The sequence below is a fragment of the Acinetobacter lwoffii genome (assembly GCF_024129115.1).
Taxonomy (GTDB): domain Bacteria; phylum Pseudomonadota; class Gammaproteobacteria; order Pseudomonadales; family Moraxellaceae; genus Acinetobacter; species Acinetobacter lwoffii_T.
In genome coordinates this window covers 1-25,304 of record NZ_JAMXXO010000002.1, presented here as the reverse complement: position 1 = coordinate 25,304, position 25,304 = coordinate 1, and the positions used below count along the sequence as shown (strand labels likewise).

Annotated in this window: 21 protein-coding genes; 9 read left to right on the top strand and 12 right to left on the bottom strand. The window is 44.4% G+C overall.

Features of this window, described 5'->3' with window-relative positions:
* Positions 1-81 precede the first annotated feature (81 nt).
* A complete protein-coding gene (gene pheT / locus NI470_RS02695) occupies positions 82-2,463 on the top strand; it encodes a phenylalanine--tRNA ligase subunit beta (protein ID WP_253147667.1) in 2,382 nt (793 codons plus the stop codon).
* Positions 2,460-2,756, top strand: coding sequence for an integration host factor subunit alpha (locus NI470_RS02690; protein ID WP_004783565.1), 297 nt, complete (start codon positions 2,460-2,462; stop codon positions 2,754-2,756). Before pheT ends, NI470_RS02690 begins: the two co-directional genes overlap by 4 nt.
* Positions 2,757-2,860: 104 nt before the next feature.
* Here NI470_RS02690 and NI470_RS02685 read toward each other — a convergent pair whose 3' ends face one another.
* The 3 genes from NI470_RS02685 to trxA form a co-directional block, all read right to left on the bottom strand.
* Positions 2,861-3,160 carry a hypothetical protein gene (locus NI470_RS02685; RefSeq protein WP_071852242.1) on the bottom strand — a complete coding sequence of 100 codons (300 nt, stop codon included), beginning with the start codon at positions 3,158-3,160 and terminating at the stop codon, positions 2,861-2,863.
* Positions 3,161-3,560: 400 nt separating this feature from the next.
* The gene (gene rho, locus NI470_RS02680) at positions 3,561-4,829 is read right to left on the bottom strand and encodes a transcription termination factor Rho (RefSeq protein ID WP_004278267.1); all 1,269 of its coding nucleotides are present in this window, start codon (positions 4,827-4,829) and stop codon (positions 3,561-3,563) included.
* Positions 4,830-5,151: 322 nt separating this feature from the next.
* A complete protein-coding gene (trxA, locus tag NI470_RS02675; protein WP_004278266.1) occupies positions 5,152-5,478 on the bottom strand; it encodes a thioredoxin in 327 nt (108 codons plus the stop codon).
* Positions 5,479-5,738: 260 nt separating this feature from the next.
* Here trxA and ppx point away from each other — a divergent pair, with 260 nt between their 5' ends.
* From ppx to NI470_RS02650, 5 genes are read left to right on the top strand one after another with little or no spacing between them, the layout of a single operon-like run.
* Positions 5,739-7,259 carry an exopolyphosphatase gene (gene ppx / locus NI470_RS02670; protein ID WP_004278264.1) on the top strand — a complete coding sequence of 507 codons (1,521 nt, stop codon included), beginning with the start codon at positions 5,739-5,741 and terminating at the stop codon, positions 7,257-7,259.
* A gap of 30 nt (positions 7,260-7,289) precedes the next feature.
* Entirely contained in the window at positions 7,290-8,114 is an 825-nt protein-coding gene (locus NI470_RS02665) for an acetyl-CoA carboxylase carboxyltransferase subunit alpha (protein WP_004278263.1), read from the top strand.
* Entirely contained in the window at positions 8,051-9,427 is a 1,377-nt protein-coding gene (gene tilS / locus NI470_RS02660; protein ID WP_253147666.1) for a tRNA lysidine(34) synthetase TilS, read from the top strand. The genes NI470_RS02665 and tilS overlap by 64 nt, the downstream gene beginning before the upstream one ends.
* 2 nt (positions 9,428-9,429) lie before the next feature.
* Positions 9,430-10,269, top strand: coding sequence for a pyrroline-5-carboxylate reductase (gene proC, locus NI470_RS02655; protein WP_420908915.1), 840 nt, complete (start codon positions 9,430-9,432; stop codon positions 10,267-10,269).
* 19 nt (positions 10,270-10,288) lie between these two features.
* Positions 10,289-10,858, top strand: coding sequence for a YggT family protein (locus NI470_RS02650; RefSeq protein ID WP_004278259.1), 570 nt, complete (start codon positions 10,289-10,291; stop codon positions 10,856-10,858).
* Positions 10,859-11,219: 361 nt separating this feature from the next.
* Here NI470_RS02650 and polA read toward each other — a convergent pair whose 3' ends face one another.
* Positions 11,220-13,982 carry a DNA polymerase I gene (gene polA, locus NI470_RS02645; RefSeq protein WP_253147664.1) on the bottom strand — a complete coding sequence of 921 codons (2,763 nt, stop codon included), beginning with the start codon at positions 13,980-13,982 and terminating at the stop codon, positions 11,220-11,222.
* A 161-nt stretch (positions 13,983-14,143) separates the two neighbouring features.
* Between polA and NI470_RS02640 the strand changes: the two genes are divergently transcribed.
* On the top strand, positions 14,144-16,852 hold the full coding sequence (locus NI470_RS02640; RefSeq protein WP_253147663.1) for a DUF2339 domain-containing protein: 2,709 nt from the start codon (positions 14,144-14,146) through the stop codon (positions 16,850-16,852).
* A 47-nt stretch (positions 16,853-16,899) separates the two neighbouring features.
* On the opposite strand, the gene NI470_RS02635 is transcribed toward NI470_RS02640, so the two are convergent.
* The gene (locus tag NI470_RS02635) at positions 16,900-17,823 is read right to left on the bottom strand and encodes a mechanosensitive ion channel family protein (protein ID WP_253147662.1); all 924 of its coding nucleotides are present in this window, start codon (positions 17,821-17,823) and stop codon (positions 16,900-16,902) included.
* Positions 17,824-17,832: 9 nt separating this feature from the next.
* Positions 17,833-18,654: a hypothetical protein gene (locus NI470_RS02630; RefSeq protein ID WP_064094703.1), complete on the bottom strand. Its 822-nt coding sequence runs from the start codon at positions 18,652-18,654 to the stop codon at positions 17,833-17,835.
* A 102-nt stretch (positions 18,655-18,756) separates the two neighbouring features.
* Here NI470_RS02630 and gspE point away from each other — a divergent pair, with 102 nt between their 5' ends.
* Entirely contained in the window at positions 18,757-20,244 is a 1,488-nt protein-coding gene (gene gspE / locus NI470_RS02625; protein WP_253147660.1) for a type II secretion system ATPase GspE, read from the top strand.
* Between the two features lie 50 nt (positions 20,245-20,294).
* Here gspE and NI470_RS02620 read toward each other — a convergent pair whose 3' ends face one another.
* From NI470_RS02620 to NI470_RS02595, 6 genes are all read right to left on the bottom strand, one after another.
* Positions 20,295-20,687 carry a DUF4951 domain-containing protein gene (locus NI470_RS02620; RefSeq protein WP_253147658.1) on the bottom strand — a complete coding sequence of 131 codons (393 nt, stop codon included), beginning with the start codon at positions 20,685-20,687 and terminating at the stop codon, positions 20,295-20,297.
* Between the two features lie 178 nt (positions 20,688-20,865).
* Positions 20,866-21,291, bottom strand: a complete 426-nt coding sequence (locus NI470_RS02615; protein WP_253147657.1) for an organic hydroperoxide resistance protein — start codon at positions 21,289-21,291, stop codon at positions 20,866-20,868.
* A gap of 102 nt (positions 21,292-21,393) precedes the next feature.
* Positions 21,394-22,221: a carbon-nitrogen hydrolase family protein gene (locus NI470_RS02610; RefSeq protein ID WP_180087056.1), complete on the bottom strand. Its 828-nt coding sequence runs from the start codon at positions 22,219-22,221 to the stop codon at positions 21,394-21,396.
* Between the two features lie 20 nt (positions 22,222-22,241).
* The gene (gene gigB, locus NI470_RS02605) at positions 22,242-22,760 is read right to left on the bottom strand and encodes an anti-anti-sigma factor GigB (protein ID WP_004647542.1); all 519 of its coding nucleotides are present in this window, start codon (positions 22,758-22,760) and stop codon (positions 22,242-22,244) included.
* A 112-nt stretch (positions 22,761-22,872) separates the two neighbouring features.
* Complete coding sequence (gigA, locus tag NI470_RS02600; protein WP_004732911.1) at positions 22,873-23,841, bottom strand: RsbU family protein phosphatase GigA; 969 nt, start codon at positions 23,839-23,841, stop codon at positions 22,873-22,875.
* Positions 23,842-23,944: 103 nt separating this feature from the next.
* Positions 23,945-24,844, bottom strand: coding sequence for an MlaA family lipoprotein (locus tag NI470_RS02595; RefSeq protein ID WP_005250813.1), 900 nt, complete (start codon positions 24,842-24,844; stop codon positions 23,945-23,947).
* Positions 24,845-25,304 lie beyond the last annotated feature (460 nt).

Here is a 25,304-nt window from a genome sequence, read left to right as displayed (position 1 = left end):
GAAATAGATGGAGTTCTCCCTCTTTGGAAAATGGGGGAGCAGAGGGGGATTCTAGAGATTTGAATTACAGGTTTTATATCAATGAAAATTAGCGAAAATTGGCTACGCACATGGGTTAACCCAGCCATCGATAGCGAAAAACTTTCTGATCAACTGACCATGTTGGGTCTGGAAGTGGATGAACTTGCGCCTGCAGCTAAACCCTTTACCGGCGTAGTGGTGGGGGAAGTCCTGACGGTAGAACAACATCCTGATGCAGATCGCTTGCGTGTGACCACTGTCAATATCGGTTCAGGTGAGCCACTGCAAATTGTATGTGGTGCGCCAAACGTACGTGCCGGCATGAAAGCGCCAGTTGCGACCATTGGTGCAGTACTTCCAGGCGATTTCAAAATCAAGAAAGGCAAGCTACGTGGTATAGAGTCACAAGGCATGCTGTGCGGCGCTTCAGAAATCGATTTAGAAGATAAAATTGATGGTTTGTTAGAGCTTCCAGCGGATGCACCAGTAGGTATGAACATTCGTGAATATCTAGACCTTGATGACAACGTGATTGACATCAGCATTACACCGAACCGTGGGGACTGCTTCAGTATTCGCGGGATCGCACGTGAAATTGGTGTGATTAACCAATTGCCAGTAACTGCCCCTGAAATTAAAGAAGTAGCTGCGACTATTAGCGAAGAAAAGAAAGTCGTTGTATCGACTGAAGGCTGCCCACGCTATTTGGGTCGTGTCATCAAGAACGTCAATACCAAGGCTGTGACTCCTGTATGGATGGAGCGTGCATTGGCACGTTCAGGTATTCGTCAGCACAGCATTCTGGTCGATATTACCAACTATGTATTAATCGAGCTTGGTCAACCGCTACACGCATTTGATGGCGGTAAAGTTCAAGGTGCGGTACATGTACGTCAAGCGACGGAAGCTGAAAAGTTAGTTTTGCTCAATGAACAAGAAGTTGAACTCAACGAAAAAGTGATGGTGATTGCAGATGATGAAAAAGCATTGGCCATTGCTGGTATTATGGGTGGCTTGTCTTCAGCAGTCAGCGATGCAACCACTGAAATTTTCCTGGAATCAGCATTCTTCGCGCCATTGCATATTGCCGGTCGTGCACGTAGCTTTGGCATGCATACTGATGCTTCTCAGCGTTATGAACGTGGTGTCGATTTTGAATTGCCATTGATCGCTATGCACCGCGCATCACAATTGATTGCGGAACTTGCGGGCGGTGAGTTTGGACCAATTACAGTTGCCGAAAATGCAGCGTTATTGCCAACACGCGACGCAATTGAGTTGAATCAAGCACAAGTCGATCAACTGCTAGGCTATAGTGTTGACTCAGCGTTCATTACTGATGCTTTAAGCCGTTTAGGTTGTGAAGTTACAGTAAAAGCAGAAGGCGAGTGGTCAGTGGTACCGCCATCACATCGTTATGATATGGTGATTTACCAAGATTTGATTGAAGAAGTGGCACGTATTCACGGTTATGACAATATTCAAATCAGTCTGCCTGTGATTGATGTGAAATTGGCGAAATACCAAGATCAATTTGAGTTGGGCCAACTCCGTCAAACTGCCGTAACTTTAGGTTACCAAGAAGCGATCAGCTTTAGCTTCTCAGACCTAAAACTTGAAAAGCAACTTAATTCCAGTGTGAATCCATTAGCATTAGCTAATCCAATTTCAAGTGATTTGGCTGTGATGCGTTCAACCTTGCTGTCTAGCCTGATTCCTTGTGTTCAGTACAATGTCAACCGCCAGCAAAGCCGTGTACGTTTCTTTGAGCTCGGTCTGCGTTTCGACTATCAAGAAGCCAGCAGCATCCATGATTTAAAACAGATTCCAACTTTTGCATTGATTGCGACTGGTTCACGTCATGCTGAGTCTTGGCATGGTAAGGCACAGCCAATGGACTTCTTTGACTTTAAGGGTGATGTAGAAGAAATTCTGGCTGCTGGTCGTGTCAAAGTAGAATATGTGCGTTCAGAGCGTAGCTGGTTGCACCCAGGGCAATCCGCAGAAATTCTCGTGAATGGTCAATCAATTGGTTACTTGGGGCGTTTACATCCCTCACTTGAAGACGAACTTGATCTGGCAACCACATGGGTAGCAGAATTGGATCAAGCGGCTGTTTTGCAAACTTATGTATCTAATTTTACAGAATTATCACGTTTTCCATCGGTTCGACGTGATATTGCGCTTTTAATTAGTGATAAGATTAATGTTAGCGAAATTCAGGGACTTATCGAAAAAACAGGCGGAGAGCTTTTAGACTCAACTTGGTTGTTCGATGTGTACACTGGACAAGGAGTAGAAGAAGGGAAACGCTCACTGGCATTTGCACTTCTCTGGCAGCATCCAAGCCGTACACTGGAAGATGCTGAAATTAAATCAGGTATGGATAATATCCTTCAAGTGTTAGAAAACACTTACCAAGCGACATTGAGGGCTTCATGACAGCACTAACTAAAGCAGAAATGGCTGATCATTTAAGTGAGCTCACGAGTTTAAACCGTCGTGAAGCAAAACAAATGGTTGAGTTGTTCTTCGATGAGATTAGCCAGGCGCTCATCTCAGGCGAGCAAGTAAAACTTTCGGGTTTTGGTAATTTTGAGTTGCGTGACAAGCGTCAACGTCCAGGCCGTAACCCGAAAACGGGTGAAGAGATTCCGATTTCTGCACGCCGTGTAGTAACCTTCCGTGCGGGACAGAAGTTCCGTCAACGTGTGGGAAATGAGCAGATCAACTGATCTGCTTTTTTAAAAGCTGAAATCTAATATTTTTAAATTTCAGTTTTTAAAATAAAAAAAGAGAGCCAAAGGCTCTCTTTTTTTGTACTGAATAATCTAAAAGATTATTGAGCAGCAGCTTCAGAAGCAGCAGTAGCGTCAGCAGCAGCTTCAGTAGCAACTGCAGCAGCAGCTTCAGCTTCAGATGCAGCGTCAACTTCAGCAGCAACTTCAGAAGAAGCTTCAACGTCAGTAGCTTCTACAGCAGCAGCGTCAGCAGCAGCTTCAGCTTCAGAAGCAGCTTCTACAGCTTCAGAAGCAGCTTGGTTAGCGTCAGCAGCAGCGTCGTCAGCTTTTTTAGCACAACCAACGAAAGCTAAAGTAGTAGCAACTGCAGCAGCAATAGCGATTTTTTTGAATAACATGGCATCACTCTCTAAAAATTGAGATTAAAAAAACCAAAGTTAGTCTGTTAAGTGCTTTTATTGTTCCTAATTGTGTTAGGGACTAACAACGCAGGAGCAGTCTAACTGGTCTGCAAATATGCTATCACTGCGCATTTTTAATTGCTACTGGCAATGATCAAAAAAGTACGGAAAAACGATAAAAAATAAGAAGTTTTTAACAGAAAATAACAATGGAATGAAACATTTAGATTGGAGAAAGGCTTGTTAAACACTTAAAAGTTATACAATTTTTAATCTGAATATTTTATTAATCAAAAACTTAAAAATAAGTTTACATAAATCAGGCTTGATTGTTTCATTCTGTAATTTATGTCAACCTAAAAAAGGCCACCGCTTGGGTGACCTTTCATTTGAAATTTTAATTTGAAGCTTTGCGTTTCATCTGATCAAAGAAATCATCGTTGGTCTTGGTTTCTTTCATGCGATCCAGTAAGAATTCCATTGCCGCCAACTCATCTTGAGTATGCAACAGCTTGCGCAGAATCCAGACTTTACGCAGATTGTCTTCTGACATCAGGCGTTCTTCACGGCGAGTACCAGATTTCTTGATGTTCATCGCAGGGAATACGCGCTTTTCTGCAATGCGACGATCAAGGGTAATTTCCTGGTTACCTGTACCTTTGAATTCTTCGTAAATCACTTCATCCATTTTACTACCGGTTTCAATCAGGGCAGTAGAAATGATGGTTAGTGAACCACCTTCTTCGATATTACGTGCAGCACCAAAGAAACGTTTAGGACGTTCTAGGGCATGCGCATCCACACCACCAGTCAGTACTTTGCCTGATGAAGGGATCACGGTGTTATAGGCACGTGCCAGACGGGTAATCGAGTCAAGCAGAATCACCACATCTTTCTTGTGCTCAACCAGACGTTTTGCTTTTTCAATCACCATTTCAGCGACTTGAACGTGACGTGCAGGAGATTCATCAAAGGTAGAAGCCACGACTTCACCACGAACCGTACGCTCCATCTCAGTCACTTCTTCTGGACGCTCATCAATTAGGAGAACGATCAGAATAACTTCAGGATTATTGCGAACGATGGACTGTGCAATGCTTTGCAGCAGCATGGTTTTACCCGCTTTCGGCGGAGCCACAATAATTGAACGCTGGCCTTTACCAATCGGTGCAACTAAGTCGATCACACGGGTGGTTAAATCTTCAGTGGTGCCATTGCCTAACTCCATCACCAACTGTTCGGTCGGGAATAATGGGGTCAAGTTTTCAAACAGAATCTTGTTACGTGAATTTTCAGGTGTGTCGTAGTTAATCTGATTGACTTTAAGTAAAGCAAAATAACGTTCGCCTTCTTTCGGCGGGCGAATGGTGCCAGTAATGGTGTCGCCAGTACGGAGGTTAAAACGACGAATTTGAGAAGGGCTGACATAGATATCGTCAGGACCTGCTAAATAAGAACCTGCGGCTGAGCGTAAAAAGCCAAAACCATCTGACAAAATTTCTAGAACGCCATCACCAAAAATCTCTTCGCCATTCATTGCATGACGTTTTAAGATGGCAAAAATAATGTCTTGCTTACGGTTACGAGCCATACCTTCGAGGCCCATAAACTCGGCAATCTTGATGAGTTCGCCAATCGGTTTTTTCTTGAGTTCGGTTAAATTCATAGGTGGTCAGATAGAATCAAAGTTCTGAGGTACAGGTTAGAAAGGGAGTAACATTCGGCCGCATACCAGCATTCAAACGAAAGCAATTGAATTTGCAAAAGAACAATTCAGAGATCTGTTTGAGTGTTTCAAAGGAAAATGTGGAAAACAATTTCTATTGCCGAGCGGCATCTTATGTAATGTGTCTTGTAAGAAATTGGCAGGATTTAGGATCCTTTATCTCTTGAGTAGCGAATATAAGAGAAAATGCCAGGTTTGTCAATTTATAGCCGAAAAAAATACGCGAGCATGAGTCGCGTATTTTTTACTAAAAATGCTGTGCTTAGATATTGTCATCAATAAATGCAGTCAGTTTAGATTTTGGTGCAGCACCGACTTGAGTCGCAACAACTTCACCATTTTTGAACATCAACAAAGCCGGGATGTTACGGATGTTGAAATTCACAGCAGTTTGTTCGCAAGAAGTTACGTCAACTTTCACGATTTTAACTTTGCCTTGGTATTCATCAGCAAGCACTTCAAGTACAGGTGCGATTGCTTTACATGGTGCACACCAGCCTGCCCAAAAGTCCACCAGTACAGGAACGTCTGATTGAAGAACGTCTGCTTCGAAGTTTGCGTCAGTAGTGTTTACGATGTTGCCAGACATGGAATGTGCTCCAGATTAATATTTTAAAGATAACTAATTATTAGTATTACATAGCCATCTTTAACAATGTAGGGGAATCTGTAAATTTTCAATGCTTAATGTTATTTTGTCTAATGGATGATCACGATAGTGATGATCGTGTCTCACTATTATTCCCGATACAAAAAAGAATAAGGCATTAAATTGTCGCTACAAATGGCTTTTAAATTGCATGCATGTGAATTACTCTAAGCACAATTCGTTAAAGGTTTATTTCTGGAATGTCTGACTTTTTGATTGATGAAGAATTACTTGCCGCCATCGATATGGGATCAAACAGCTTTCATTTGGCCATCGCCCGTGTAGATCATGGTGAAGTGAAGAAAGTGGCATCAATGTCAGAAAAAGTTCAGCTTGCCGCAGGACTAGACGAAAATAAAAATTTAACCGAAGCCGCACAGCAACGCGGTTTGGCCTGTCTGGCCCGTTTTGTCGGACGTTTAGGCGCAGTTCAGCCAAACCGCTTGCGGATCGTGGCGACAAATGCTTTGCGTCAAGCCAAAAACGGCCATGAATTTATCCAGAAAGCTGCAGAAATTTTACCGAAACCGATCGAAATTATCGCCGGTCGTGAAGAAGCCCGTCTGATTTATCTGGGTGTATCGCATACCATGGCCAACAGCGGTCGTCGTCTGGTAGTTGATATCGGTGGCGGTTCAACTGAGCTGATTATCGGTGAAGAATTCGAGCCGATTCATACCGAATCGGTACAAATGGGCTGTGTAGCGTTTACCAAGGCCTATTTTCAGGATGGCGAAATCAGTGCCAAAGCCTTTGATAAAGCAGTTACTGCGGCACGTAAAGAAATTTCGGGAATTGCCAATACTTATAAAGAAGCCGGTTGGGATGCTGTCGTTGGCTCGAGTGGCACCATTAAAGCCTGCCGCCAGATTTGCGTCAATATGGGCTGGAGCAATGATCGCGAACAGTTGACGCGTGAAGGCCTGGAAAAGCTCAAAGATAAACTGCTTAAATATAAATATGTCTCGGACATGGAGTTCGAAGGTCTGAAAGATGATCGTCGTGCCGTCTTACCTGCTGGTATTGCCATTCTCTATGCAGTCTTTGATGTACTGGGAATTGACCATTTGGTCTATTCTGATGGTGCACTACGTGAAGGCGTGATGTATGACTTGCTTGGCCGTTTCAAGCATGAAGATATCCGTGATCGTTCCGTGCATGCCTTGATCGGCCGTTATAATGCCGATGCCAAACAGGCAGAACGTGTGGTTCAGACCGCACAAAAACTGTTTAATGACGTGGCCAGTGAACTCGGTTTGAGTGTTGAAGATAGTGACCTGTTACGTCGTGCCGCCTATCTGCATGAGATTGGTTTGGCCATCAGTCACAGTGGCTATCATCGTCATGGCGCATATTTATTACAACACTCGGATATTGCCGGTTTCTCGCAAGTTGATCAAAATCATTTGTCACATTTGGTCGCGCACCATCGGCGTAAATTGCGCGCTGATGCCAAGATTGATGTGATGAAAGTCGGTGGATCTAAACTTTTATGGTTATGTTTGCTGCTTCGTCTGTCGGTTTTGGTCAATCACAGTCGTAGCGATGAGATGCTTCCTGCCATTGAACTCAAGGTTGAAAATGCGCAACAATGGCAACTCAGCGTGTCTGGTGATGCCAAGCAATGGCCATTGCTGGTCGCTGAACTGCACGATGAACAGCAGCAATTTAAAAATTGGGAGATTGAACTCTCGATTCAATCCGAACAGTTTGTTAATTAATACCTTTATAGGGATGAAAACGGTTAACCTATGAAAAATAAAGCAACTCCATCAAAAGCATGGGCGACAGTGCAGATTGCACGTCATCCAGAACGTCCACAATTCCTGGACTATGTGGGTGAAATATTCACTGAATTTGATGCTTTACATGGTGACCGCCTATATGGTGATGATGGCGCGATGATCGGTGGTCTGGCTCGTTTTGATGGTCAACCGGTGATGATCGTCGGTCAGCATCGTGGTCGTAGTACCCGTGAAAAATTACAGCATAATTTCGGCATGAGTAACCCGGAAGGTTATCGTAAGGCACAGCGTCTGCTAGACATGGCAGAGCGTTTCAATCTTCCAGTATTCACCTTTATTGATACTATGGGTGCTTATCCGGGTGTCGGTGCAGAAGAACGTGGTCAGGCTGAAGCGATTGCCACCAGTCTGGCTCAGCTTTCTAACTTGAAAGTACCTGTGATTGCAACTGTACTGGGTGAAGGCGGTTCAGGGGGTGCGCTGGGTATTGGGGTGGCAGACCGTGTGGTGATGCTCTCTCACAGTATTTATTCGGTGATTTCACCGGAAGGCTGTGCCTCAATTCTCTGGAAAACCGCTGAAAAAGCTGAACAGGCCAGTGAAGCCTTGGCTCTGACTGCAGAAAAATTGCAGAAAATGGGTATTGTAGAATATGTGGTGGATGAAGGTGAGGGTGCTCACTTAAATCCGGATCAGGTCATGAACAGCTTGAAAGCAGTGCTGAAAGAAGCTTTGAACGAACTGCAACCAATGGAAGCGCAAGCACGATGCGAAGCACGTTACCAACGTTTAATGAAGTTTGGCAGCGACAATTTAGGTCTGGTTTCTTAAAACAGCTGCAGGACTTTCCTGCAGAGACAAAATTTCTCATCGGATGCAGTGGCGGCGTAGATTCTATGCTGTTGCTGCATCTGATGTTTTTTTTATGCCCGGAAAAAGTTCGGGCGATTTATATCGATCATCAGTTACAAGCACTCAGCGCAGATTGGGGCAAGTTCGTTGCACATCAATGTCAGCAACTGAATATTCCCTGCATCATCCAGCCAGTTCATGTCGCTAGTGGCAATCTGGAACAGCAAGCGCGCAATTCACGTTATCAGGCTTATCTGCAACATTTGCAAGCGGATGAAATATTGGTGCTGGCACATCATCAGCAGGATCAGGCGGAAACCCTGATGCTACGTTTATTGTCTGGTGCCGGTGTTGACGGCTTAGCGGCAATGAAACAGATCGATATACGTGAAAATCTGACGATTTGGCGGCCACTACTGAATATTTCCCGTGAGCAGATTTGCCAATGGGCATCAGACCTGAATGTTCAGAATATTGAAGATCCGACCAATGCTGATACCTATTATGATCGGGCTTGGGCACGCCAGACGCTGTGGCCGATATTAAGCGAACGTTATCCTAAAATGCAAGCTGCCTTGGTGCGAACCAGTGAGTTAATGCAGGATGCTCAAGACATTTTACAAGAAGTGCTGCAACAGGATTTAGCGTCTTGTGGGACTGAAACGCAGCTCGATCTTGGTAAATTTCTACAGCTTTCAAAATCACGACAACGTCAATTACTCTCTGCCTGGATGAAAGGTAAACAACAGTATCGTCCATCCTTAGATATGGTGGAGCGTTTGCAACGCGAAGTGATTTATGCCAAACAAGATGCTCAGGCGGCATTGCATTGGCAAGGCTTTTACTATGTACGCTATCAGCAGCAATTATATCGTCTGACCGCAGAGACTTATTTAGCTGATCAGCAACAAGTTCAAACTAGCCCGAAAACTATAAAATTTGCTTTAAAAGACAGCGTACAGGTTTTGTCAGGGAAATTTATCATTCAGCCTGCACAGTTCGGTTTATCTCCTGCATTATTGCAGCAAGCTTTGCATTTACAGCAGAGGCAGGGTGGCGAAAAAATTCATTTATATGGCCGTGTCGGTACCTGGCCGCTGAAAAAAGCTATTCAGGAAGCGCAAATATTTCCCTGGGCTCGGCATACTATTCAAATATTAAGCACAGATAATGTTATGCTAGGCGTGTTTACCCCTAAAGGATTTTGGTTGGCCCAATCTGCATATTGTGAAGCAGGTGGATGGCTGCCGATGTCGGTTTCTTCAACTTTAGAACTCAACGATGAGCATTGAACATGAGTGCAGCTTTAAATTGTAATATCTGTTTTATTGGTGGCGGTAATATGGCCCAAGCCTTAATTGGCGGTCTGATTTCACGTGGTTTGCCAGCAACACGTATTACAGTTTCTGATCCGGTCGAAAAAGTCCGTGCTTTATTGGCGGAAAAAGAAATTAATGTGACCGGGGATAATAGCGCTGCAATTCAGGATGCAGATATCGTCGTATTGGCGGTAAAACCTCAGGTTTTGGCTCAAGTGCTGCAACCCTTAAAAGGTCTGGTTAATAATAAGCTGATTATTTCCATTGTTGCCGGTGCAGAAATTGCCACATTGTCAGCATTGTTGGGGACAGAGCGTATTGTCCGGGTCATGCCGAACACGCCAGCATTGGTACAGACCGGGGCTCATGGTTTATATGCCAATGCATCTGTGGAAACGAGTGATCGTGAGCTAGCCAGTCAGGTTTTGGCATCAACTGGATTAACCATTTGGGTCGACTCAGAAGCACAAATTGATGCAGTCACTGCAGTCTCGGGTTCGGGTCCAGCTTACTTTTTCTATATGATGGAAAGTATGATTCGTGCGGGTAAAAATTTAGGTCTCGATGAAAAAGTTGCAACTGCACTGACTTTGCAGACCGCTTTAGGCGCGGCACAAATGGCGATTACCAGCTCGAATACGCCGGCTGAGTTACGTAAAAATGTGACTTCTCCAAATGGGACTACACAGGCCGCACTTGAAGTCTTTGATCGCGCCCAGATTTCTCAAAATATTCAGGCGGCACTTGCCGCTGCACAAAAACGCAGTCAAGAACTGGCACAAGAGCTCAGTGAAAGCAGCAAATCTTCAGTTTAATTTTTAGGAACGTTCAAGTATGGGTGCAAATTCTGCGCTAATTTTTGGCATTATCATTAACGTCGCGATTTTGCTCGTATTCTTCCGATTTTTAATGCAACTGGCAGCGGTCAGTCCTTACAATCCTGTGGTTCTTTCTACTGTGAAAGCCACTAAAATTGTAGATGTATTTGGTCGAATTTTCCCAACCTTGGCCAAAGGCCGAGTCAGTACTGCTGCTTTGGCATTATTGGTCGTGCTCTATCTGCTTAAAATTTTTGGCATGATGTATCTGTCAGGGGGAATGCCGAATGGGCCTGTCCATCTGATTATTCTGACTTTTGTCACCATGATGCAGGATTTGATTCGTTTCTGTCGTTATTTGATTTTCGCTACGATTATCTTAAGTTGGGTGGTGATGTTTACTCAGTCTCGTTCACCTTATATTGAAGTGGTGCAAGAGCTGGCTGAGCCTTTACTGGCACCTTTCCGCCGGATTATGCCAAATATGGGCATGATTGACCTTTCTCCAATCTTTGCCATTTTAACTTTGATTATTATCGAAATGATTATGAATCAGGTGGCGATTGTATTGCTTACCGGTCTTTAATCGGATCCAAATAAAAAGGACGCTGAGGCGTCCTTTTTATTTGCTCCTCCCTTTAGAAAAGGGAGATTGGGAGGGATTTGTTAAACTTCCCAAACCGTGAACAAGTTTTAATCGAAGTACAAGAAGAAGATGGGATATTAACCTCTCCCTAACCCTCTCCTGGAAGGAGAGGTAACTTGGATACTCTGAACCAGTAATGCTGCTGATTTCCTAAAAATAGAAAAATATGCGTTCGAAACTTGATAGCAGAAAAGATTTTAATATCGCTGCCTGTAGATGAGGATTATAAATTAAAATCCCCTCCATCCCCTTGCGGAATATATTCCTCACCTCCTATAAGGAAGACGGGGTTAAAGGCGCATTAATGCGCCTCATCCCAGTTTTTGCCTTTACCGACTTCTACCACCAACGGTACAGAGATCTGCAATACCGATTGCATCACTTCTGCCAGTTTAGGTGCCAGTTCGTCGGCAATGTCTTCATCGACTTCAAATACCAGTTCATCGTGTACTTGCAAAAGCATTTTGGCCTGATCTTTCGGCAACATCTTGTCGACTTCAATCATCGCCATTTTAATGATATCTGCAGCAGAACCTTGTAAAGGCGCATTGATCGCAGCACGTTCTGCCGCTTTACGCACCATCATATTACGGGCATCAATATCTGGGGTATATAAACGGCGACCGAGCAGGGTTTCAACAAAACCCTGTTCTAATGCGACCTGACGGGTACGTTGCATATAGTCATAAATGCCCGGATAACGATGGAAATACTGCTTGATATAATCCTGTGATTCCTGACGGGTAAAGCCCAACTGACGGATCAGACCAAACTCGGACATACCGTAAAGTAGGCCGAAGTTGACGGCCTTGGCCTGACGGCGCTGGTCATTGGTCACTTCTTCCAACGGAATGCCCAAAACTTCCGCAGCAGTACGGCGGTGTACATCCTGACCATGAATAAAGGCATCCAGCAGGGCTTCATCCTGAGATAAATGTGCCATGAGACGCAATTCAATTTGTGAGTAATCGGCTGCCAGCAAGACACGGCCTTCAGGTGCCACAAAAGCCTTACGGATTTGACGGCCAATTTCGGCACGAATCGGAATGTTCTGCAGGTTTGGATCAGTCGATGATAAACGGCCAGTTGCAGTCAGTGCCTGATGATAACTGGTATGTACACGATGGGTATCAGGATTGGCCTGTTTGCATAAGCCATCGGTATAGGTACTTTTCAGCTTGGACAAACCACGATATTCCAGAATTAGCTGGGCAATCGGATGTTCAATTTTTTCCAGTACACTTTCACTGGTACTGTATTGTCCGGTGGTGGTTTTTTTACCGCCTTTTAGCCCCAGCTTTTCAAACAGAACTTCACCGACCTGTTTAGGTGAGCTGACATTAAAGCTTTCACCGGCAATTTCCATGATCTGGTTTTCCAGATTGTGCATGGTGTTAGAAAATTCGCCCCCAAGCTGATCCAGAAAAGCAAGATCCAGTTCGATGCCGTTTTCTTCCATTTGCGTCAGTACACGTGCGACCGGAACTTCAATATTATGCAGAATATTCACCAGTTCAGGGTGTGCCTGCAATTTGCTGCTCAAGACTTCATAAAGGCGATAGGTGACATGTGCATCTTCTGCGGCATAATGTGCTGCAGTTTCAAGTGGAATCTGGTTGAAGGTCTTTTGTTTAGCACCTTTACCGGCCACTTGTTCATAAGTCGTGGTCAGATGACTCAAATACAGACGGGCCACATCATCCATGCCATGACGGGTCGCGACAGAATTCAGGACATAGGAAGCCAGCATGGTATCGAAATACCAGCCTGCCAGATGAATGCCATGATTTTCCAGTACATGTGCATCATATTTCAGATGATGCCCAATTTTCTTTACAGACTCATCTTCCAGAATTGGTTTGATCTGCGCCAGAATTACTTCACGATTCAGCTGCTCCGGTGCGCCTTCATAATCATGTGCCAAGGGAACATAGTAGGCATCCTGCGCATCGAAGGCGACCGAGAAACCGACAATCTGTGCAATACGATAATCCAGACTGGTGGTTTCGGTATCAAAGGCAAATCGTTTTTCGGTACTTAAGCGCTCAAACAGTGTGTCCCAATCTTGTGGGCTTAATACCGTGTGATAGGTGGCTTGTCCTAACTGGTCATCACTGCTGGTCACAGACGCATGGTCTTCCAGAGGTTCTGGTGCTGTAACCGCTTTAGCGTTAATAGATTTTGTCGCCTGCTGGTAGTTTGAATTATTCGGGTTGTTCGGGTGATCTAAGGATTGCAGCTGGTTACGGAATTCCAGCTCGGTGTACAAATGACGCAAGGTCTCGACATTCGGCTCACCCAGTTTTAAATCGTCATAACCAAAGTTAAGATCCAGGTCGATCACAATACTGGCCAGTTGATGATCCAGAGCAATACCATCGACATGTTCTTTAATATTTTGACCCACTTTGCCTTTAATCTTGTCGACATTTTCTAAAATGCCGCCAATCGAGCCATATTCATTGAGCAGTTTTGCTGCAGTTTTGGCACCCACACCCGGCACGCCCATGATGCCATCTGAGGCATCGCCCATCAGCGTCAGGTAATCAATAATCTGATTTGGCCAGACACCGAACTTTTCAAAGACGCCATCGACATCCAGCGGTTTTTCTTTAAAGCTGTCTTCCAGCGTGACTTTATCTGTGACCAGTTGTGCCATATCTTTATCGCCGGTCGAGATCAGCACCTGATGTCCCATGGCTTCAGCACGTTTGGCCAATGTGCCGATAATGTCATCGGCTTCGGCACCCGGCAAGGTATGCAAGGGAATGCCCAAAGCGCGGATCAAGGCATGCAGATAAGGAATCTGTTCGGATAATTCCGTTGGCATGCTGGGACGGTCACCTTTATAAATCGGTGAAAGCTCATGCCGGAAGGTCGGTTCTGGGGTATCAAAAATTACCGCCATATGGGTCGGTTGGGTCCGGCGCATCAGTTTTTGAATAGCAGAAATCGCACCACGAATTGCATTGGTATGTAAACCGGTTGACGTGGTTAATGGTGGCAGTGCGTGAAAGGCACGAAATAAAAAGTAAGAGCCATCGACCAAGACAAATGGTGGCATGTAATCAATTCCTTATTCAAAATACAGCGCTATTGTACGTGATTTTTACCGCGCTCGCTGAGACGAGTCTGAGTTTACAGCTTAGCGAATATCGGCCGAAGATGAAATAAGCAGCACAAGCTGTTGTATGATGGAGCGATTCAGGAAAGAGAAATATAAGAATGGCTGCAGGACAGAATGAGTTGCGCATGATCTGGCTGATTACCCTGCTGATTGCCGGGATCAGTGCCTGGTATCTGGGTTATCAGATTGTGACTTATCTGTGTGGTTTGGGGTTTATCTTTAGCGTGATGCAATATGTCACTGCGGTAGAAGCACCGCTGAATCAATTGGCCGGACAGCAGCAGATGTCCTTGGAGCAAAACTCTAAAGTTCCTTTATATATTTCTTCAATTACTGCCATTGTTGGTGGACTGGCTGAACTGGATTGGCTGATGGGGATCGGGATTACGGCCTGGGTATTCTTTTTGCTCAGGTGGCTGCAACGTCTGGAAGGGCGCTTGATACAGCTGCAATCACAATCTCTTTCTGCCGATCCCTTACAGCGATCACCGGATCGATCCGATTCTGTTCCATTGGTGAAAACCGAGTCTGCCCAAGAGGTAAACGATTCTCCTCATCTGGTAGATCAACTGCAGCGCTGGCTTTTTCAGGGGAATCCTGTCCTCAAGGTCGCAATCAGTATTTTGGTGATTGGGATTATTTTACTGCTGCGCTTTGCCACCGAGCACTGGCAACTCAGTCTGGCTGCAAAATTGGGCATGGTTGCACTGGCAAGTGGCTGTGTAACAGGTCTGGGTTATCGCCTGATGCAAAAAAATCGGAGTTTTGCTCTGGCACTGGAAGGACTGGGTTTGGGGAGTCTGTTCCTGACCTTATTTTTTGCCTATTACAATCTGGTGATTCCCACGTTACCGTTGGCAACATTGCTATTTCTCATTATTCTGGCCATCACTCTATATTTAAGCCTGAAACAGGAAAGCATCGAACTGGCTTTGATGGCTTTGCTGATTGCTTATCTGGCGCCGTTTACCTTACCGACCCGCGATGCTTCTGCCGTTGAGCTGATTAGCTATTATTTGCTGATCAATATCGGGGTGGCAGTGCTGAGCAGTTTCCGGCCATGGAAGATTCTCAATCAAATTGCCTTTTTAGTGACTGCGGTCGTTGGCGGGATATATAGCCTGATTCATGGTTATACATATGAGCGTTATGCCATGACTGCGTTGATTCTGGCACATAGTGCACTGTTTATCTGGCTAGGTTTCCGCTTCAGTCAGTTGCTGGCACGACAGGATCTCTCACGTTTTCACTTAAAACCGGTACTGGACTTAGCGCTGATTTTTGCTGCCCCTATTACCGCTTATATTTTTCTGTATCTGATTCATTTTAATCAGCCCAATCAAAAACTCTGGCAAGCTGGATTAAGCCTGTTCTTTGCACTGGTCTTTGCCGCTTGCTGGACACTGCTGCGCCGTAAACAAACTATCCAGCTCATTTCGCAGAGCTATCTGAGCCTGATGCTGATTTTTCTCGCCTTGGTGCCACCGATCTTATTGACAGAACAATGGAGTGTGATTGGTTGGGCAGTTGAAGGTGTGCTGATTTATTTATGGGCCTTGGAAAAAAATGTCCGGGTAGCGCACTATCTGAGCATGGGTTTATTGCTGATGGCCGGATTCAGCAGCCTGTATTATCTGATCGAGATTAATCCAACACCGCGAATCATTTTCTGGATTTTGAGTCTGTGCTATGTGGCAGTCGTGGTCATCAGTCAGCTTAAAAAGCAGTACCAGCAGCAGATGGATAGTCTGAGTGTCAGTTTTTTAAGCAGCGTGAGTGTCGCGGCCAGTCTGATGCTATTTGCCTTGCTGGAAGATGAATTTCCGAGTCAGCATACCTATGTACTGAGTTTATTTATCATCACACTGGGTTATATGCTGTTGAATGAAATGATCCTGCGCAAAAATCAGGAATGGTCTTGGTTACTGCCGAAGTGGAGTGGCATCTCGCCCTTGCTGGTCATTGCGGTGATTCTGACTCTGGACCGCAGTCAAAATGCGGTGATTGTCTGGAATAGTGCTCTGGAAAGGGGAGTTTTTGCCCTTTCAGCGATATTGTTGGCCATTCTGTGGCTTAGACCGCTGGCTGGCTTGCAGCTCTCCAAGGAATGGGTGAGTTTTGGTGTTTTTAGCAGTCTGGCTTTGGCAAGTGTATGCCTGATCTCAAATATGCCCTATCTGAGCATGGTGATTTTGCCTTTATTCTTCTGCCTGTGGTGCTATCGGCAGGATGTGCAGTCAGGTTGGCAGCAGCTTTGGCAAACCAAGAGCTGTTTATTGCTGATGGCAACTTGGCTGGTTTGTTCACAGCTGTTTAGCCAGCAAGCCTTTCAATATTACTGGCTGCCGATTCTGAATCCTTTTGACCTGATCAGTATCGCCATGTTTGCCAGTTTTATCTGGATGCTGTTACAGCAAATCAAGGTGGGACGTGATAAAGGCATGATCGCAGTTTTAATGGTACTAAGTCTGTTATGGCTTTCCAGTTATATTGTTTTAAGAGCTTTACATGTGTACCTGCAGACGCCGTTTAATGAGCTGGCATTATGGAGCAATGCGACGGTTCAGCTTAGTCTGACCATACTTTGGGTATTGCTGGCCTGGATTACCATGTGGACAGCAACGCTCAAAAAACTGAAACTGATGTGGATTTTAGGCGGCAGTATTCTGGTGATTGTGACCTTGAAGCTCGTACTATTTGACCTGTCACATATTGGCACCCTGACCCGGGTGATTTCCTTCTTGCTGGCGGGCGGGGTGATGCTACTGATTGCTTATATTGCGCCGATGCCGGAGAGGGAGCTTTGAATCCTCTCCCTAACCCTCTCCTTTAAAAAGGAGAGGGAATCTAAGGGTTATTTCAGATCAGGCTCTCTTTTGAGGGCCTTTTCATTGGCATATTGATCGATTTCTTCATTTTCCAAAGGACGGGAAAGTGGATGATCGACAAAGCCCATTTTTGGCACCGGAATTTCAATCTGGTTATCGACAAAGCCGTTGCGAATCCGTTCCTGCATTTCATCACGAACTTTCAGGTAGTTTTCCTGTTGGCACCACACTGCAAACAGCAGTTCAATCGAAGATTCACGGAAAGCGGTAACGGTGACTGCAGGTTTCGGGTCGGCCAGTACCAGTGGATATTTATTGGCAACGTCCAGCAGAACTTCGCGTACCTTGATAATATTTTCATGGAAATTGATCGCCAACGTAATCGGAATCCGCCGTATCGGAAATTTCGACAAGTTCTGCACCGGTGCCCGAATTAGCTGTTCATTCGGTAAACGCACATAGATATTATCTTGGGTCAAAAGTTTAACCGAGAGCAGGTCAATCGAAATCACTTCGCCTTCAATGGTATGCCCACGAATCAAGGTAATCTGGATGGTATCACCGACTTCAAAAGAACCTTCACCAATCAGGAACAGACCACTGATCAGGTTGGATGCCGAGGTTTGTGAAGCGAAACCCAGTGCGACCGTTAGAATTCCGGCAGCGCCAAGGAAGACACTGAGTTTAAATCCGGCCTCTTTCAGGCTGGCCATCACAAATAGCAGGAAGATAAAATAGAAAATCCCGCGGCGCCAGACCAGTTTCTGATGGGCATTAAAACGTACCCCGATGGTCCGGATAAAGGTATTGGAAATAAAGCGTGCGATCAGGAAACCAATAAAGCACAACACCACCGCTACCAGAACTTCAGTCAGGCGGTCGGTATTGATACTGGTAAACACTCCCTTCAGGCTGTTGGTGACTTCGGTCGGAATATTTGAACTTGGCATCAGACGCCCTTAGAAAAATGAATCAAACATATTAAATAACGCACCTGCCGGATCGCGCGGTGGATGCAGATAGGCCACTTCACCAGCATTCGGCGGCGTGCGGTTTTCCACCCGAATCCGCGGTGGACGGTCCGAACTTTCATGCAAGACCCGGATTTGTGAGGTCCATAAGCGGCCGGTACTTTCACTATAAAATAAAGGTAGAGCCGGTACAGGAACATTCATCCGGTCAAAGCGCAATTGCTGGTTGCTGGTATTGTGAAATTCAATCGGTGTGACTGCACGAAAGGCCCGTGGATGTAACTGTTTCAGTTCAGTTCTGCCATCGACTGCAGTGGCATAGCAGATTTCCCCCGAACGGTGATTCGGTCCAAACCAGGTGTCTTTTGGCAAGATTACCGGTAAATCGAAAATGGGTGCACGCTGACCTTCGACAAAACCTGCAATCCATAAGGGAGTGCTGATGTAAAGCGTACCGCGTTGTCCGGCAGGAATATAAATCGGATCGACTGGCTTGATCACTACAGAGCGGTCTGCAAGACGTGGCATGAGTTGCAGTTTATTTTGTGTGGATTTGAACATATAGCGTTCAATTTTCACGGGCGGTGGAAAGGCAAAATTTGGATCATCAATCTGATGCCATTGCTGCTCATAATCGTATTGTACGGAAGGACGATAATATTCCAGTCGCCACTCCTGAATGCCTCGGGTCAGACGAAACAGCAAGGAGCCAAACTGCCAGGCTTTGGATTGATTTATTTCAAAATTCTGTTCTCCCCACCAGCGTATTTTCGCTATATTCGGGATTAATTCATCTTTATCTTGCGGCAATCTTGGCACCCTTTCTTGCTAAATCTTTGAAAACATACTTCACGCTGTCATATGCTTAGAGTACACTCAATTTAAATTTTTTCATCATTATTATAATCCGCGATGCAAGTACTTAAACAATTACAAATCCCATATAGCTTCGCCAAGCGCCATGGTGTGCTGTTGCGTTATGAGGGAGATCAGGCCTTTATTCTGCGCCGTGACAATACCTCGATGCTTGCATTGCAGGAAGCCCGCCGTCTGCTCGGTTATCCGGCTCATTTTCAACTCTGTAGCGAACAGGAATTTAACCAGTTACTCAGTTCCAGTTTTGCCGGCGATAGCGGCGAATCGCAGCAGGTGGCTGCCGGTCTGGAAGATCATCCTGATTTACTCAGTCTGGCTGATTCGGTTCCGGAAGCTGAAGACCTGATGGACCAGGAAGATGATGCGCCGATTGTCCGTCTGATCAATGCACTTTTATCCGAGGCAATTCGTGTCGGCGCTTCCGATATTCATATTGAATCTTTTGAGAAAAAACTATCGGTACGTTTACGGGTCGATGGCCAATTACGCGAAATTGTCCAGCCACGTCGTGAACTGGCCCCGCTTCTGGTTTCACGTATCAAAGTCATGGCCAAACTGGATATTGCCGAAAAACGTATCCCGCAAGATGGCCGTATTTCTTTGCGTCTGGCGGGGCGTGAAGTTGATGTCCGGGTCTCCACCTTGCCATCTTCTTATGGTGAACGTGTGGTGATGCGTCTTCTGGACAAGCAGGCAGGCCGTTTGAACATGACCCATTTGGGCCTGATGAATAATGACTATGATCGACTCAAGACTCTAGTGCATCGCCCACATGGAATTATTCTGGTAACCGGCCCGACCGGTTCGGGTAAAACCACCACTTTATATGCGGCACTTTCTGATCTGAATGATGGTTCCAAAAATATTCTTACGGCTGAAGATCCGATTGAATATCAGCTAGAAGGTATTGGACAAACGCAGGTCAATACCAAAGTGGATATGACCTTTGCCCGTGCTTTAAAAGCCATGTTGCGTCAGGACCCGGATGTGGTCATGGTTGGTGAGATTCGTGATCTGGAAACCGCAGAAATTGCAGTACAGGCATCCCTGACAGGACATCTGGTGTTATCCACCTTGCATACCAATACTGCCATTGGTGCGGTTACACGCCTGAAAGATATGGGGATTGAACCCTTTTTGCTTTCAAGCTCCCTGATTGGCGTAATTGCACAGCGTTTGGTTAGAACACTATGTCCACATTGCGCGACCTGGCATGAAGCAGATGCTTTCGAAAAGAATCTATTTGGCAATATTGAGCATCCCCAAGATTTAAGATTACCGCAACCTCAAGGCTGTGAACGTTGTGGCAATACTGGCTTTAGTGGTCGTACTGCAATTTATGAAATTGTGTCAGTCGATGATCATATGCGCCGTTTGATTCATGGCAATGCGGCTGAATATGAAATCGAAAGCTATGCACGTCAGCAGTCAGGTTCCATTCGTGATGATGGTCTGCGTAAAGTATTGGCCGGAAAAACCACGATTGAAGAAGTATTGCGAGTGACCAACGAAGCGGCGGAGTAATCTTTTAATCTATTACTTTTATTATAAGGATCGTCAGGACTTTTGGATATTTACCAGAGACTGGCGATTTTTTTCATGAGTTGTGCACGAAAAGGTGCAGTCGGATTTCCCGGATTACGCAGAGTTTCATTTTCATAAAAGTTCTGCCAGGCTTGTGCCATTGCTAAACTTAGTCCTTTCTGTTTCATTGTTTCAACATCTGCCTGAGTGATATTGAGAAAACGGGCTTCAGCATCTTTGGGGTCAGCTCCCCAGCCAATAATCCCTTTACCAAATTCGGGTGAGTTCATGTTGTTTGGGGTAGGTGGAATGGGCAAGCGTTCAATTTCAGTATTGAGCAGAGATTTTATTTTCGGATGGATTTTTTCTGAGAGATAAAGATCTGCAAAAGAGGTAGTAGCAACAGTGAATAAGAGAGAACTTAACAGAATAGGCTTTAACATCAATATAGATCAAATAAATGTAAATAAGAATCATTATATATAAGTTCTTAAGTTTTGCTGTTTTTTGAAAACGAAGTTGGATGTTGAGGGGAAACGAAGTGACTAAAAGTTGAAATTTATAATTGAAGTTTAGCTATCCTGAAGCTATTTTTTTCAGGATAGCAGTTAAATCAAAATCTTAAGTAATCACATTTAAGTTCACATCAATATTATTGCGGGTCGCATTTGAGTATGGACAGACGATATGCGCAGCATCGACCAGTTTTTGCGCTTCTTCCTGATCCATGCCTTCAAGATGGATATTTAAGGTCACTTCGATCCCGAATCCGGTAGGAATCGGACCAATCCCAACATCACCTTCAATAAAAGCATCTTTGCTGATGTTGAGCTTGTCGCGATTGGCGACAAATTTCATTGCACCCAAGAAACAGGCGGAATAACCTGCGGCAAAGAGCTGTTCAGGATTGGTTCCACCGCCTGGTCCCCCCATTTCTTTGGGTACGGCCAATTGAACGTCCAGAATCTGATCGTCAGAAATGGCGCGGCCATCACGGCCCCCTGTGGCTTTGGCATGTGCGGTGTAGACGGCTTTTTCTAATGACATGAGTTGAATCCCTGTTTATTTTTCATGAAGCTTCTATGCTCAGTGATTTCACTTGAAGAATAAGCAGGGATTTTGTTATTTTATGCAAGCAAATGACACGATTTAGGAAAGTTGCAGAAGTCTACGGTGTTGCATTAAAGGCATGGATTCACGCACTTTTTGCTGTTCATTTAAATCAAAGTCGACGGAAATGAGTTGAGCACCCTCTGCATGGATCATATTAAGAAGTTGTCCACGACTATTGGTCACGGCTGCATGTCCCCAAGTCTGGCGTTTTTCTCCATGCCAGCCTTGTTGAGCTGCACCAAGCACCGAGCATTGGCTATCTAGAGCACGTGTTTGTAGAAGAAGCTGCCAGTGCATTTCACCTGTGGTATAGGTAAAAGCAGAAGGTGCGGTCAAGAGGTTTGCACCTTTGGCTCGTAAATTTAATGCCAGTTCCGGAAAGCGCAGGTCATAACAGACCATTAAACCAATATTGCCAAAAGGGGTTTTAGCTACGACAACATCTGTGCCGGGTTCAAAGAACTTAGATTCCTGATAGCCGCCTACAGCATCGCCAACTTGCACATCAAACAGGTGAATTTTGTCATAACGCGCTTCGGTTCGTTCCGGACTGATACACAGGCTAACGGTACGCACGCGGCCATCTTCAATGATCGAACCATCCGGACGATAAGGGCAGGGTAATGTACCGGCAACGATCCAGGTGTCATATTCATGGGCAAGTTGTTCTAGACGTTGCTGAATCACTTCAAATTGTGCAGCAGTTTCACGCTGTTTACCTGCTGCAAAACAGACAAAGTTTTCCGGGAAAACAATCAGTTCAGCACCATTGGCCTTACTTTGTTGAATTAAAGATTCAATCTCCACGAAATTGGCATCAATTTCATTTTGAGAATTCATTTGTACAACAGAAAGTAAAGTCATAGGGTCCTCTTATAAGATGGTTATACCTTTTGCTCGGAAATTTTATCTAAATTGTCTTGCTCTTTCTGTAGCTGTTTGACTAAAGGTTCAAACATGTTCTGATTGCTTTGATTCAGCTTCATCAAGGTTTTATGTGCATCTAGAACCGTATTTAGCATATTTTGATGCGTGACATGTTCTTCCATCAGCGCACGTGTGCAGACATTTGGATCACCACAATAATTCAGAATCACAAACACCTGGCTCAGTCCCATACTGTTGGCCAAAGTGGTAATGTCAGAATTGGTAGAAAGCATGACAGCCTGGATATTATGTACTTGCTTGAGTTTCAGTCCTAGTTTCGCTAGAACACCGAGTACGGTGCTGTCAATGAAACTGGTTTCGGTGAGATCAACGATAGCGCCAACTACGTTGTCTTGCTGTTCAATTTTGTTCAGTAATTTGTCTAGACTAATACAAGATTGGGCACGCACTTCGCCGATAAGCTTAAAAATATGCGTTCCGTTCAGACTTGCATATTCAACATGACCTGTTGACATATAAATGCCATTTGCAGAGAAGGATATTAAATTATCCCATAGGGTGTATTGATACTCAAGTGGCTGAAAGTAGTAATCAAATTAAGTGCTTATAAAGTCTGTAAATATACTGCTAATTTACGCGGATAAAGCTTAAAAAGGCGATATCGTCAGCCACATGTTCCGGAGCCTGAAAAGATTGGTTCTGCAAATGGTGTAATAATTGCGAGAATTGTTCATTTAAACCACCATCAAAGGGTTCTAATGCCCCATCCGAACAGATAATAAAGCGTGCATTGCGACTTAATACCCATTCATTTTCCTCAACTTCAAGATCTTCGGTTAAACCCAAAGGGAAACTGCTGGAAGAGAGGATTTTAGGCTCTTGATTGGGTTCAAATATAATTGGTGGTGGATAATGTCCGGCGCTAGACCATTTCAATACATGGGTTTCCAGATTAAGAATCCCGGCAATCATGGTGATGTGCTTTTCAATATTTTCCTGCATCAGCATGCCGTTCAGCTTCTTGATCAGCTCGCGCGGCGTCTTGGAGCGACCATGGAAAGCAGCCATCCAGGACGTGAGCAAACTACTGGTGACGCCATGTCCGGATACATCGGCCAAATAGAAAATCACTTCTTTGTCGCTGATTTTCCAATAATCATACCAATCCCCTGAAAGATAGGCTGAAGGCTGAAAATAGGTTTCGACCTCGTAATTGGTCAGTTCAATAGGATTCGGTAACAATTTTTTTTGTAGTTCTGCAGCAGAAGGCAGGTCACGGCTATCCTGGTTACGCTTATATTGTGCATCAATTTTTTGTAATGCCAGATCTGGATTCTCGGGAAGCTTGTTCCAGATCCAGCCGGCTAAAGCACCTTGTTCCCAGGCCTGAGCCAAAGCAGTACCTTCATTTTCTAAGGCCAGTACAATCGTAGGCAGATTCCACTTATATTTCAGATAATCATGTACATCTGCAATCGCAATAATCGTAGAGTCATACAGTTCATGATCATCCAGATAGATCATCTGAACATGAGGAAGCGTATCAAGTACTTGATCTAAGTAAGGAATATCACGAGTCGGTTGAATGAAATACATAAAAAAGTGATTCAATCCCAGGATTGGCTATAAGATGTACTATAACAAGCAAAGTATTGCTAGCGAACAGATTTTCACTAGCAATCATACATGAAGCTTAAACTTAAAGATCTTCGTTTGAAGATTCAATGTTGCTATCACTAGAAGGTGCATCATCAGAATTGTCATCTTCAAAATCATCTTCTAGGAAAAGCGTATCTTGTTCTGTACCTTTCTTTTCTGCAATTGCATAATTGGTACGTTGTAAATAAATATCGCGAATCTGCGCATAGCGATCGCCAGTCAGCACTCCTTCAACGTCCAGTATTTCTGAACGGGTATCGATGGCACGCCAAAACTGATCAGTCCAGTAAAGTCCATCTTCATCTTCGAGAATGTATTTTTGTGGACGAGCTTGACTATCTACAGCAGTACCGATTACGCCACGGACAGAACTTGGACCTAAAAATGGCAACATGATATAAGGGCCAGAAGGCACGCCATAATAACCTAAGGTAATTCCAAATTTTTCCTCTTCATGACTCAAGCCCAGGCGACGCGCTGGATCAGCCAGTCCTAAAGTTGTTAAGGTGTTAATGGTAAAACGACCTAGGGATTTAGCAGCGCGGGCAGGACGACCTTGAATCAGCTGATTCACCACATTCCAAGGTTCACCTAGGTTACTGCGGAACTGGGTATAGCTGCCACGAACATCTTGAGGAACTTTTTCCACATATTGTACGGCTATGGGACGTACCACGGTGCGGTCAATCGCATCATTAAACTGATAGATCTTTCTATTTAACGGTTGAAAAGGATCTTTAACTTCTTCAGCCTGTGCTGCACTGGCATCAACTTTCAGTTGCGTTTGTAATTGTTGCGCTTTGGTTGATATCTTTGTTCTAAGCGGCGTTTTTGCAGGCTCGTTTTCCAGATTTTCCACACCGGTGGCCACCTCAGCGAAAACATGTGCGCTTGAAGCTAAAGAAATTAAGCATATAGATAAGTAAATAGAACGATGCATAAGGTAACCTGAGGCCTTTTCTGTGTAAGTAGCACTACTTATTAGTATGAAAATAATAAACGTTATATTCACGAATAGACATCATTTAAGCAAATTTGTATAAAAAATGAATGAAAACACACGAAAAGCTTAAAAAATATACATACAAAATGATTTTCTTGAAAAAGGTGTTGCAAGCCTTCTGAAATGCTGTAGAATGCACATCCATCGGCGGTGATGAAGATTAAAACTTCTTATAAAACAGTAACTTAGTTAAGTTTGATTGAGTTGGGTTTTATTTGATAAGTTTAAAAATAATCTAAATTACTGGTTGACTTTCTAGAGATAGAGAGTAATATAGCCGACCTAGCTTGCTGGTGACGAATTAGCAAGAAGATCATTAAGAGATTATGAAGAACAACTTGTGTGGATTTTTACTGGTTGATTGATCGAAATTATTTTCATTGATTGATGGTAGAAA